The following is a 12,926-nucleotide window of genomic DNA, read 5'->3' as shown; positions in this document are numbered from 1 at the left end:
TTTTTAGTTCATGAACCATTAAAATTCTCCTTCCCAAAAACCGTCATTTTTAATATCTCCCCCTTATCCCTAAACAAACAAATCACTACTTTACAAAATCAAAAAAAAGCCAACCTCCTTTAAGAAGTTGACTTATCCAACTCAATACCCAAACTTAATCTGCATCCCGTTTGGATCTTGAATCGTAATTTGTTCATTTTCATTCACATACTCAACAGCGGCTTCATCAAGCTGCTTAACAAACAACTCAAATACCTCTTTAGACGGCAACTGAAATGTATACCAAGCCAACCCCAACTGATTTTCACCAATCAAGTCTGCATTTCGGCTATTCCAAGTATTCGTCCCAATATGATGATGATATTCCCCTGCCGCAAAAAATTTAGCTCTACTGCCAAAATTAGACTTCAAGGAAAAACCAAGCTGTTCATAAAACTTCTCTGTTTCTTCTAAATACGCGACTTGTAAATGTACATGACCGATTCTTGAGCCTGGTGCCATACCTAACCACGTTCCATCCGCTTCTGAGACAACGCCATCTCCATCCAACTCTTCCGTCACACCAATGATTTCCCCGTCTGCTCGAATATCCCATTCAGACATCGGTTTATCCCAATAGATTTCGATACCATTACCTTCTGGATCCGTTAGATAGATAGCTTCGCTGTAACCATGATCAGCAGCACCAATTTCAATTTTGTTTTGCATCAGCCATAACAAGATATTGCCTAAATCTTTACGAGTAGGTAAGAGAAACGCTGTGTGATACAAGCCTGTTGTATTGTATTTCACCACAGGATCAACAAGTTCTTCCAAAATTAGGATTGCTTCAGAAGACTGTTGTGCACCTAAGAAAGCTGTATTTTCTTCTTTTTTTAGTAAGACAAGTCCAATCATTTGTGTATAAAATTCTGTCATTTCATCCAGATTCTCTACTTTTAATTTTACTTGTTTTGCGATTGTTTCTTTAGGTAATGTATACACCATACATTTCTCCTCCATTTGCTCGTTATTAGTTAAATTCTAGGAAACGTGCGCTATCTTCCATGTATTCTTTTTCGCCAGCTTCTGCTTCGATTGAACCGAAAACAAGTTGTGCTCTTAATTTCCATTGGCTTGGAATAGACCATTCTTTCGCAACTGCTTCATCGATTACTGGGTTGTAATGTTGTAAGTTTGCACCAATGTTTTCTTGAGCCAAAGCAGTCCAAACATTTGCTTGTGTTAAACCACTTGCTTGCTCTGACCAAACTGGGAAGTTATCTGCATATAAGGCAAATTGTTCTTGTAAGTTTTTAACAATATCCATATCTTCAAAGAATAACAATGTTCCTGTTCCAGCTGCAAAACTTTGTAATTTCGCTTGTGTATTTGGGAAAGCTTCTGCAGGTGTTAAAGGTTTCAATGCTTCTTCTGTCATTGACCATAATTTTTTGTGTACGTCGCCGAATAAGAAAACCACACGTTGTGTTTGTGAGTTAAAAGATGTTGGACTTTCTCTAACAATCTCTTTAACTAAAGCTGTGATTTCTTCTTGTGATTGTGGTAAGTTATCTCCTAAAGAGTAGATTGAACGGCGTTTTTTTAATGCTTGAATAAATTCTGTCATGTGTATTGCTCCTTTTCGATTCGAATTAGTTTTTAGATTACTTTCTTAGTATATCGTCTTACTAAAAGTAAGTAAAGAGATTTGACTTACTTTTTATAAGTTTTTTTGAAATTAAAAAAAAGCCCGAGACAAGGAGGTTCTTGTCTCAAACTTTTCTCTCTTTATCTAAAAATAAATAACATTACTAACGTAATAATTGCTGGCAACCCTTGTTTTATCAAAATTGATTTGGATGAAGTCAGTCCACCATACACGGCAGCAACAACTACACAAATGATGAAAAATGTTACCACACTCCAACTATTTGCTGCAAAAAAAGCACCCCATAAAATTCCTGTAGCTAAAAAGCCGTTATATAGTCCTTGATTTTTGAATAGCGTTTGAACTCTTGGATCATCCAAAAATTCTTTATCCAAACCAAAGCTACGTTGTGCTGCAGGAGATGCCGTTTGAAACATTTCTAAATATAAAATGTAATAATGTTCAACTGCAACGATCACAGCTAAAACCAAAGGAACAATATGCATGGTCTTCTCCTCCTATTTCCACGTTGTGATATCAGCTGCTGGTAATCGATATGAAGGGTATCCCTCTTCATTTGCTTTACCAATTGAAACGATCATCACTGGATAATAACGTTCTTTATCCATGTCTAGCGCTTCAGCAATTTTTTCGCGTTCAAAGCCGCCGATAGGATTGGTATCATAACCATAAGCACGAGCAACTAACATTAAATTCATTGCAGCTAAGGCTCCGTCGATAATGGCCATTTCTTTTTTATCTTCTGTGGGCATATGCTCAAACAAAGGACTCAGTGCTTCTAATTGACGCTCTTTCACTTCTGGAGGCATTAGGTTTTGTTCAACAGCCGTACCGTAAATTTTTTCAGCATGTTCAAAGCTATTTAAATCACCAAAAATCACGATCATCGCAGCAGACGTTTCATTTTGTAATTTATTAAAACGAACAAGAGGTGCTAACGCTGCTTTTCCTTCATCACTTTCGACAACTGTAAAGCGCCAAGGTTGCATATTCACTGAAGATGGTGCTTTAACAGTATCGTTGATGATTTGCTCCATCTCTTCACGACTAATTTTAACTGTTGGATCGTAATTGCGAATCGATCTTCTGCCTTTCATGATCGTGTCAAAATTATTTTCTTTATATGTGTTTTCCATAATATCCCTCATCTTTCTTTTCGTTCGATTATTTTCGAACATTAAAAATATATCACTCCCTCAGCAATATGTAAAGGAGAAAGTTTATGTTATAATCTGTTTATGAAAAATAAAATGACCGATAACAACAACGATCCTGTTCTTCAAGCGTTGCAAGCAGCCAGTGATCCGATTCGTTTGAATATCCTTACTTGCTTATTACTCGATGGTGAAAAACGGATAACTTCAGAAAAATATAATATTGTAAAATCCACCTTATCTCACCATATAAAATTACTTAAGGACGCTCAACTGATTCAAGAAATCAAAATTGGGACAACTAAGACATATGTTTTAAATCAAGACCACATCCAACGAGAATTGCCTGGATTAATAGAACTGATCCGCTTTAGAGCAGGAAAAACAAATGAATAGGAGCGTGGGACAAAACTAAAGAACAGTTTTGTTTCGCGCTCTAAGTCCGAATAAACGGCGAGAAAAAAGCAGCTCCTTCGTAAATAAGCTGAAATTCACAAAAATTTGAAAAAGCAATTTTCGTGAATTCCCTCTTATTTCTCGGAGCTAAACGCTTTTGTCTCGGCCTCCTATTTATTTAGTCAGCCATTTTGATGACGATTTTACCTACAGCATGGTGAGTTTCACTTAATGCATGGGCATCGTAAACACCTTGTCTAGAGAAAGGAAAAACTTCTCCAACCACTGAAATTACTTTGCCTGAAGCCATTAGATCTGCAATTTCTTGTAATTGTTTTCCGTTTGTTTGAAGCCAGATACTTTCGGCTTTAATATTTTTTTCTTTCGCCAACTCTTCATCTGCAATACCAACGATTGAAATCAAACGTCCAGTATTTGGTTTTAGAACAGAGAAGCTTGCTTTTTGAACGTCTCCGCCCATCGTATCAAATACTAGATCAATATCTGTTAGAACATCTGCAAAATTAGTTGTATGATAATCGATTACTTCATCTGCCCCTAGTTTTTTAAGTAGCTCATGATTTTTTTCACTCGCTGTCGTGATGACATAAGCACCCGCTTGTTTTGCTAGTTGAATTGCATAAGTTCCTACGCCGCCAGCTCCAGCATGGATCAATACTTTTTCACCTTTTTGAAGTTTTCCATGGTCAAATAGTGCTTGTAAAGCAGTTAAACCAGCCAAAGGAACAGCCGCTGCTTCTTCAAAAGAAACATTTTCAGGGATTTTCGCTAATAGATTATCATCCACGATAGTTTCTTCTGCATACGTACCAAAACGAGTTGTTTCTGGACGAGCGAAAACTTTATCTCCAACTTTCCAATCAGTTACACCACTACCAACTGCTGTTATGACACCAGCCACGTCCCAGCCTAAAATAATAGGAAACGGCCAGTCAAACATTTGTTTTAAATAGCCTTCTCTTAATTTCCAGTCGATTGGATTGATGGATGTTGCATGTTCTTTTACGAGTACTTGGTTTCCTTTTAATTCAGGTAAAGTAACGTCTTGTTCAGTTAATTCTTCCTTACTGCCATATTGATTGATAACTACTGCTTTCATATTTATGATTCCTCCGTCTTTTAAACAAAATGTGAACTTAGTATACTCCTTATTTTTTATTTAGGTAAAAAATATGCTTACAAAAAATGAGCTTGGGACGTAAGTCCCAAGAATCTTAAAATAGAAGAGCGAAAATCGTAAAAAATGATTTTCGGTCTTCTATTTTTTAGATTGTGTAGAGAATCATCCTTGTTTATTAGCTTAGTTAGCCTATATTTCCTTAAATTTACTGCCATTAACGCGAATCCAATTTCATTGTGTGTCTGCTGTTTTCCTCGAACAGAGAAACGAGTGAAGCCTAAACAAGCCTTCAAATGTCCGAAAGCAGGTTCGACGTCAATTTTTCGTTGGCGATAGATTTTACCTGTTTCTACTTCTGAAAGCAGCTGTTGAACCGTCGCTTTAAAATATTCCCAGTTCATGTTCTTTTGAATCTCACGATTCTTGTCACTCTTCGCTTTTGTACATTGTCTTCGAAGAGGACAATTCGAGCAGTCTTCACATTCATACCGTTTTAAATACCGTTTAAATCCATATTTATCTGTACGAATAGAATAATTTCGAAAAGTCATTTTCCGTCCGTTTGGACAAAGAAACGTATCCTCTACTTCTTGGTACGGCCAGTTTGCTGGAAGGAACGGATTTTGTTTAAACTTTCTCTTCTGTTCTTTATGATACATGGCATAAGTGATGAGTGGTGTTCGCTCATGATCCTCTAAAACCGCTTGATAGTTTTCTTCTCCTCCGTAGCCGGCATCTGCGACAATATAGTTTGGCAGATCAAAGAAACGCTCTTTTAAGGTGATTAAAAAAGGGCGGAATGTTCGTGTATCTGTTGGATTTGAGAAAAGATCGTACCCTAAAATGTACTGACTATTTGTGGCAATTTGAAGATTATAGCCAGCTTTCAACTGCCCATTCTTCATGTGATCTTCTTTCATGCGCATAAAAGTGGCATCTAGATCCGTTCTAGAGTAACTGTTTCGTTGCCCTAAAATCTGTCTATGTTTTTGATAAGCGAGTTTTCGCTCTTTAAAGTCCTTGAAAAGTTTCCTTAATTTTTTTGGAACTTTTCGTTTAGATCGAATTGATTTGCGCGTAATTCCATCCTCTGCTTGTTCGATTTTGTCCGTAAACTTTTCGACAACATGCGCTAGATTTTCTTCAATCTTGCCTAATTCAGTGACAGATAATTCCTTTGCGGACTCTCGCTCAATTTCAGGAATAATTTGATTTTTTAACAATTCATCGTAGAGAAAATTTGATTTTTCAGTAAGCTTTTTATCAAAGTTATCAATGGATTTTCTCCAAACAAAGGTGTATTTATTGGCATTGGCTTCAATCTTTGTACCATCGATAAAAATGGCTTCTTCATCGATTAATTGTTCCTTGACTAATTGGCTACGAAACTGGACGAAGCACTCCCGAAGGAGTGCATTCACTAAAGGATTCACTCGAAAACGATTGATGGTTCGATAACTAGGTTGATAACTTTGAGTAAGCCACATCATGCGAATACTGTCTTTCGTTAGCGCTTCAATCTTACGACCAGAAAATACAGATTGCGTGTAAGCACATAAAATCATCTTCATCATCATTTTTGGATGATAAGAAGAAGGCCCCATTTGATGGTGAAAAGGAAGAAAGCGTTCCTCTGGAATACTTTCGACTAATTGATTAATGGCAAAAGCAATATCATTTTTTTCTAACTGAAAACTAAAATCTAGAGGAAGAACGACTTGATTTGTGGTATAATTTTTAAACATAAGAACACCTCGCTAGTTTATTGGTTTAGTCACTTTTATTTTAGCAAAGGTGTTCTTATTTTTGTACAAAAAAATAATCCAGATGCCAATCAATTTGACTGATATCTGGATTTTTCGTTAGGACTTACGTCCCAAGCTTATAGTTTAACGCTTATTCATAACGTAATGATTCAATCGGATCCAATTTCGCTGCTCTACGTGCTGGCAATGTTCCTGCAAGGAATGCGATTCCCATAATTACCAAAATGATTACAGCAGAGGAAGAAGCTGAAAATTGAATCAAGGTAAAGCCTGTCAATGATTCCAAGAATGAATCAGCTGCGATTTGATTGATCAACGCACCTGCGCCGACTGCTCCTAAAATACCTAAAAGGGAACCTAAGAATCCAATCAACGCCGCTTCTACACTGAAAATCGTAAAGACTTTTCCACTGCTTAAGCCCATCGCTTTCATCAAGCCGATTTCTCTTGTACGTTCTTGTACTGACATGTACAATGTGTTGATGATTCCAAAACTTGCCGCTAATAACGCAATAGCACCAAACATCGTTAGAACACCTGTAATCGCATTGATCACGTTTCTGATCATGCCGATTTGGTCTTCAACTGTTTGCCCCATATAGCCAGCTTTATCCAAACGCTCTTTCACGTCAGCTATTTCTGTTTTTGTGACATCTTTGCTCATTTCACCCATGATTAATCCATATTGCCCAGTCATCGTTTCTGGTAAACCTTCTTCATTGATTTTTGAAATTTCATCAACAAGCGAACGGTTCAATAAAGACATGCCACCTTGGATCAAGCTAGTATTACGTACACCAACTATGGTAGCTTCTACTAATTTTTCTTCTCCAGTAGCAGCAGAAGGTATGGCGATTTTGACAGTTTTACCAATTGCTTCTTCACTTGATTTATAGCCTAATGATTTCACATATTCTGGTGCTAAATTGATTTGGAATTCTGTACTATTTTGCTCAAGCCCTTTCCCTGCTTCAAGATCTACATTTAATTCTTCAACCATCGGCATTCCTGAAAAGACATATTTTTCATTGTTTTTCCCTGAAATATATGTTGTCGAAACAGATTTCATTGCTTCTGCGTTTTTGATCCCTTTGATCTCTTTGATTTTATCAAGATCTTTGCTATCTAAGGCTTCTTGTTGCTGCATTGAGCTTGTTTTTTTATTTTCATCATATTTTTGAGGTTCGCCATCTTCACTAGGTCCTCCAGTCATTTTTGGCTGGATCATAATTTGATTTTGCCCTCCAACGCTTCCGACCTGTTTATCAATATAATCATTAACTCCAATATTCACACCTGTTGTCAATGAAATGGTAAATGCTCCTATAAAAATGGCTACGATGGTTAAAATCGTCCGCCCTTTATTGCGCATTAAATTTGAACTGGCTGATTTTAAAATATCACTAAATTTCATCTACTCGTTCCCTCCCACAATTAATCCGTCACGCACATGGATTTGTCGATCACAGCGTGCCGCGAGTTCTGGATCATGAGTGACGATAATCAGAGTGATCCCTTTTTCTTTATTCAAATCAAATAACAGCTGCTCAATCTTCTCACCCGTTGTGGAATCTAAATTTCCTGTCGGTTCATCTGCAAAAATGATCTTAGGATTATTGACCAGCGCACGAGCGATACAAACTCTCTGTTTTTGACCACCAGATAAGTTGTTGGCTTTATTGTTGGTTTTATCATCTAATTCAACTGCTTTTAGTGCTTCAAGCGCCATTTCTTTGCGTTTATTATTAGAAATACCACCAATTTTTAGCGGTAACATCACATTATTTAAAACCGTATCTTTAGAATTCATAAAAAATTGCTGGAACACAAAACCGAACTGTTTGTTTCTGGTTTTATCTAATTCTTTTTTACCAATGCTTGTTACATTCTGATTATTTAATAAAATTTCTCCTGAAGTTGGCTTATCTAATAATGCTAAAATGTGCATGAATGTAGATTTACCAGATCCACTTTTACCGATGATCGCAACAGATTCACCTTCTTCAATTTTTAAATTCACGCCTTTTAATGCATCAAATTTTGATTCATTACGGCCATAACTTTTCTTTATATTTCTTGCTTCAATTACAGACATGTTTTCCCCTCCACTAATTCTATTCTCTTACTTTTTGTTATATAATTATTATCCACCCTATTTTCATTTTACTCCCTTCTACACTTATTCATTTTGCAGGAAATTGCCTTCTTTGTCATGGTACTTAAGACCTATCTCTTTGTTAGACTTAAGTCAAAAAAACGTTTACAGAAAAAAACAAGATAATCTGGCTGCCGAAACCAAATAATCTTGTTTTTTAATTATTTTATTAACGTGACTAAACGCATGGTCCGCTTCGAAGCTCTTCTCAAGTTATCACCAGCTTGATCCAACGCTTCTTCCAACGTCATAATGTGATCAATAATCGGAATGATCACGGTGATTCCTTCGTCATAAAAGAGTGGCTCATCTCCTGAAAAGCTACCAACAAAAGCAATCACCGGAATTCCATTTTTTTGAGCGATTCTAGCGATCCCCACTGGCACTTTTCCTTGCAGACTTTGATTATCCATTTTCCCTTCACCCGTGACTACTAAATCCACTTGTTGGATCAACGTTTCTAGCCTCGTCTGTTCTGAAATAAAGTCAAATCCTGAACGAGAAGTACCGTTCAAAAAAGTTCTGATTGCAAAACCAAGTCCTCCAGCAGCGCCATCTCCTGGAACAGAAGTCTCGTCTTTTGCTATCAAAGTTTGGTAGTGTTTCATGGCCAGTTCATAGTCCTCTAATTCTGATTTAGCAAGTCCTTTTTGTTGCCCAAACATTTTAACTGCTCCGTTAGGTCCTGTTAAAGGGCTTTGAACATCTGCGGCAATCTGAAAATCGATTTGTTGTACTCTAAGGTCTAGTCGTTCTTTTGAAACGCTAGAAATATTGGCTAGTGCACTACCTTTAGCTGGCAATTTTCGATGCTCGCTATCAAAAAATTCAACCCCTAATGCGTTCAGTAATCCCACACCACCATCTACTGTGCCAGTTCCACCTAAACCAATGATAATCGTTTTCGCGCCATGATCGATTGCAGATAAGATCAACTGCCCTGTTCCATAAGAAGAGGTGTGTTTAGGATGTGTCGCTGCTGTTCCATTTAAAAATTGAATGCCAGAAGCAGCAGCAGATTCGATGACCGCTAATTTTTCTGATTCAAACCAACCAAAATGAGCCACGATTGTTTCCCCATCCAGTGCTTGAACATGTGCTGCAACTTTTTGACCATTATTATTTTTTATAACAGCCTCAACCGTTCCTTCACCACCGTCAGCTATTGCTACTTGCTCAACTTGATGGCCCTCTGTCGTAAAAGTATCGGCAATAATTTGGTTCGCTTCCATACTACTTAAAGAGCCTTTCATAGAATCTATTGCTGTCAATATCTTCATTTTTGCGCCTCTTTTCTAGAATGATGTGCTTATCTATTTCTCCAACATGCGATAACCAATCCCGATTTCCGTCATAATATATTCCGGTTCGACTGGATTGTCTTCGATTTTTTTACGGATATTCGACATATTCACTCTCAGTGTTTGGCTTTCATTACTGTACGGTCCCCAAACTTTTTGAGAAATATACGTATGCGTCAATACTTTCCCAACATTTTCAGCAAGAACTTGAATGATTTTATATTCATTCGGCGTTAAATGAATCACTCGCCCTTCTTTACTTACGGTATGATGTTCAATATCGATACATAATTTGCCGTTGATTATTTTCTTTACTTCCGTTGAGGTTGCTCCATTTGTAGCATGTCTTAGCGCTGTTCTAATTCTGGCAAGTAATTCTGGTGTACCGAATGGTTTTGTAATATAGTCATCTGCTCCCAAATCTAGCGCTTCGACTTTATTGTCTTCGTGATCACGAGCGGAAATAATGATGATCGGTACAGGTGATGTTTCTCTGATTTTTTTCAACACTTCGATTCCATCTTGGTCTGGTAAACCTAAATCCAGTAAAATCAAATCAGCTGGCCACATACGAAACATAGACAGACCTTCTAATGCTGAATAAGCTAAACGGATATCATGTTTTTCTTTTTCCAGCACGGCTCCCATAAATTCAGCAATCACATTATCATCTTCAATAATCAAAATTGTTGCCATTATTTTGGCTCCTTTCTTTCCAATGGTAAAGTAAAGGTAAATACTGCACCACCTTGTGGTCGGTTCGCCGCATTAAGTGTACCGTCATGAGCCATGATGATTGTTTTCACGATAGATAAGCCAATCCCCATACCACTTTTAGAGTCAACAGGTGTATTTTGTTTACTCATGCCATCAAACAGCAATTTGATCTGCTCTCCAGTCAACCCTTTTCCCTGATCGGCCACTTCAAATGTCACATCTTTAGTAGTCGCTGTAACAGTCACAAAGATAGGCGAGTGACAATTTGAATGACGAATTGCATTTTCCATCAAATTGAATAACACCTGCTCGATCAAAATCGAATCCATTGGAACCATAATAAATTCGTCTGGTAGTGTAACGCTGATTTCGCTTTCTGGATAACTTTTTTTGATACGCTGAATAGCTGACGATACGACTTCTTCAGCTGCTTCTTTACTTTTGGCAACTTTCATTGTTTCTTCATTGATACGCGTGATTGACAATAAATTTTCAACCATCCGAATCAGCCAATCAGCATCCTCTTTGATGCCTACCAATAATTTTCGTTTTGTTTCTTCTGGTAATTTAGTAGCTTCATGGTCATTCAAAATCGTTTCGACAGATCCTGAAATACCTGTCAATGGCGTTCTTAAGTCATGAGAAATAGCACGTAATAAGTTCCCACGCATTCGTTCTTTTTCATTTTCAAATAGAATTTGTTGGCGTTCTGAAGTCAAGTTATTTTGTTCTATCGCTAAAGAAAGTTGTGTAGAAATCAGTTCAATAAACGTTATGATTTCATCTGTGATTGGGTTATCTTTACTTTTTTCAATCCCAATAACAGCTAGAGTCACACCATTTGATAAAACTGGCAAGTAGAGCGCTTTTGCCCCCATCAGTGTGTCGGTTCCATACCCCGCTTCTTTTTGATTGACAAAGACCCAATTGGCTACAGCTAATTCCTCTAAACTTCTAAGCGGTCCTTTAATCGGCGCACCAGAAGGATTTTTGAGTTCTTCTTCCCCATATAATACGACTTCTCGGTCTAGCATATTCGATAGATATTCAGCAGTCGTTGTCAAAATCTCTTTTTGATCATGGGTAACTAGATACTTTTTATTCAGCTCATACAGAATTTCTAATTGATGCTCTCGTTTCATGGCATAAAATGCTTGTTTTTTGATCTGCATCATTAGATTACTAACTAATAAAGCCACTAACAACATAAAGACCAAAGTAACTGGATATCCCTGTTTGTAAACTGTCAACGAGTATAACGGTTCCACAAAAAACCAATTAAACATCAAAACACTGGCAATCGACGCCAGCGCCGCCCAAAGATATCCAGTTGTCAATCGAGCGACTAGCAATACAAAAAGAATATAGATCAAAATCAAATTTTGATCCCCAATACGAAAATAAGAGCCTAATTCAGAAAGGATTGTAGCAACTGTTAACAAACCGCATGTCATGTAAAAATCTTGCCATGTGAAAATACTCTTCAAATTCTTTTTCTTTGTCGCATATTTATTCAATAAGTATTTACTAGATTGGTACGGCACTAGATGGATATCTACATCTGGAATAAACGCGACTAGCTCATCTTCTAAATCCGGGCGATATAAGCGAAGAAAACGAGACCTCTTAATGACTTTTCCCATCACTAAATCAGTAACACCACGCATTTTCACATATTGAACAATCGTCTCTCGTTGATTATCACTTTCTAAAGTAACGACTTCACCACCTAGTTTTGTCGCCAATTTTGAATTTTCGGATTCAGCATGTTCAGATGTGTCCTCCAAAATTTCTAAGGCAATCCATTCTGTCCCTAAAGCTTGCGCTAAACGAGCAGTCCAACGTAAACATTTTTTTGTCATATCTGGATTTTTTTCATCAATGATCGTTAGTAGTTTAGAGTGGATTCCTGTACTTTTTTGCGTTTCTTGTTGATTCGTTGTGTTGATATGATCTGAAGCTTTACGAATGGCAAGACCTCTCAATAATGTTAAATTATCCGATGTAAAGAAGTTTGCCATCGCTTTTCTAGCATTTTCAGAGTGGTAAATCTTTCCTTGTTTCAATCGATCCAATAATTCTTCAGTTTCAATATCGACAACTTTCAACGAGCTCGTTTCAAAAAATGTATCTGGAACTGTTTCCGAGATATGAACACCTGTCACTTGTTCCACAACATCATTCAAACTTTCGATATGTTGCACATTAACTGTTGTATACACATCAATACCAGCTTTTAATAGTTCTTCGATATCTTGATATCTTTTTCTATTTCTAGCGCCGATAGCATTTGTATGTGCCAATTCATCTACCAAAATAATATCCGGTTTTTCTTTCAGTGCCGCGTCCACATCAAATTCATTAATCTGGATTCCTTTATACTCATATGTTTTTGTAAGTAAAGTAGGTAAACCATTCACCAACGCCTGTGTTTCAGGGCGTGCATGCGGCTCCACATAACCAATCAATACATTTTTACCTTCTACTTGTTGCTCATGCGCTTCTTTGAGCATCGCATAAGTTTTCCCTACACCTGCCGCATAACCGAAGAAAACCTTCAGTCTACCAGACCTCAGGCTTTGTTCGTTCTTCTTCCATTTTGCTAAAAGTTGTTCTGGATCTAAACGTTCTTCTTCCACTTATCG

General features: G+C 37.3%; 12 protein-coding genes. 1 reads left to right on the top strand and 11 read right to left on the bottom strand.

Annotation, left to right across the window (positions count from 1 at the left end; genetic code table 11):
- Positions 1-141 precede the first annotated feature (141 nt).
- The 4 genes from AC4BB5_RS03060 to AC4BB5_RS03045 form a co-directional block, all read right to left on the bottom strand.
- Positions 142-987, bottom strand: coding sequence for a VOC family protein (locus AC4BB5_RS03060; RefSeq protein ID WP_490457949.1), 846 nt, complete (start codon positions 985-987; stop codon positions 142-144).
- Positions 988-1,012: 25 nt separating this feature from the next.
- Positions 1,013-1,609, bottom strand: coding sequence for a nitroreductase family protein (locus tag AC4BB5_RS03055; RefSeq protein ID WP_490457948.1), 597 nt, complete (start codon positions 1,607-1,609; stop codon positions 1,013-1,015).
- Positions 1,610-1,770: 161 nt separating this feature from the next.
- On the bottom strand, positions 1,771-2,136 hold the full coding sequence (locus tag AC4BB5_RS03050) for a DUF1304 domain-containing protein (RefSeq protein WP_010762731.1): 366 nt from the start codon (positions 2,134-2,136) through the stop codon (positions 1,771-1,773).
- A 12-nt stretch (positions 2,137-2,148) separates the two neighbouring features.
- Positions 2,149-2,787, bottom strand: a complete 639-nt coding sequence (locus AC4BB5_RS03045) for a nitroreductase family protein (RefSeq protein WP_010762730.1) — start codon at positions 2,785-2,787, stop codon at positions 2,149-2,151.
- A gap of 114 nt (positions 2,788-2,901) precedes the next feature.
- On the opposite strand from AC4BB5_RS03045, the gene AC4BB5_RS03040 reads away from it, so the two are divergent.
- Complete coding sequence (locus AC4BB5_RS03040) at positions 2,902-3,201, top strand: ArsR/SmtB family transcription factor (RefSeq protein ID WP_490457947.1); 300 nt, start codon at positions 2,902-2,904, stop codon at positions 3,199-3,201.
- 178 nt (positions 3,202-3,379) lie between these two features.
- Here the strand turns inward: AC4BB5_RS03040 and AC4BB5_RS03035 are convergent, their stop codons facing one another.
- From AC4BB5_RS03035 to AC4BB5_RS03005, 7 genes are all read right to left on the bottom strand, one after another.
- Positions 3,380-4,321, bottom strand: coding sequence for an NADP-dependent oxidoreductase (locus AC4BB5_RS03035; RefSeq protein ID WP_490457946.1), 942 nt, complete (start codon positions 4,319-4,321; stop codon positions 3,380-3,382).
- A gap of 77 nt (positions 4,322-4,398) precedes the next feature.
- Positions 4,399-6,087, bottom strand: a complete 1,689-nt coding sequence (locus AC4BB5_RS03030) for an IS1182 family transposase (RefSeq protein ID WP_490457945.1) — start codon at positions 6,085-6,087, stop codon at positions 4,399-4,401.
- A 151-nt stretch (positions 6,088-6,238) separates the two neighbouring features.
- The gene (locus tag AC4BB5_RS03025) at positions 6,239-7,522 is read right to left on the bottom strand and encodes an ABC transporter permease (RefSeq protein ID WP_490457944.1); all 1,284 of its coding nucleotides are present in this window, start codon (positions 7,520-7,522) and stop codon (positions 6,239-6,241) included.
- Complete coding sequence (locus AC4BB5_RS03020; RefSeq protein WP_490457943.1) at positions 7,523-8,203, bottom strand: ABC transporter ATP-binding protein; 681 nt, start codon at positions 8,201-8,203, stop codon at positions 7,523-7,525.
- Between the two features lie 221 nt (positions 8,204-8,424).
- Positions 8,425-9,543, bottom strand: coding sequence for a glycerate kinase (locus AC4BB5_RS03015; RefSeq protein ID WP_490457942.1), 1,119 nt, complete (start codon positions 9,541-9,543; stop codon positions 8,425-8,427).
- Positions 9,544-9,576: 33 nt separating this feature from the next.
- Complete coding sequence (locus AC4BB5_RS03010; RefSeq protein ID WP_490457941.1) at positions 9,577-10,260, bottom strand: response regulator transcription factor; 684 nt, start codon at positions 10,258-10,260, stop codon at positions 9,577-9,579.
- The gene (locus AC4BB5_RS03005) at positions 10,260-12,920 is read right to left on the bottom strand and encodes a DUF4118 domain-containing protein (RefSeq protein WP_490457940.1); all 2,661 of its coding nucleotides are present in this window, start codon (positions 12,918-12,920) and stop codon (positions 10,260-10,262) included. Before AC4BB5_RS03005 ends, AC4BB5_RS03010 begins: the two co-directional genes overlap by 1 nt.
- Positions 12,921-12,926 lie beyond the last annotated feature (6 nt).

Source organism: Enterococcus sp. AMC1252, assembly GCF_058216515.1.
The sequence above is the reverse complement of the archived record's forward strand: the minus strand, read 5'-3'. Positions and strand labels throughout refer to the sequence as shown.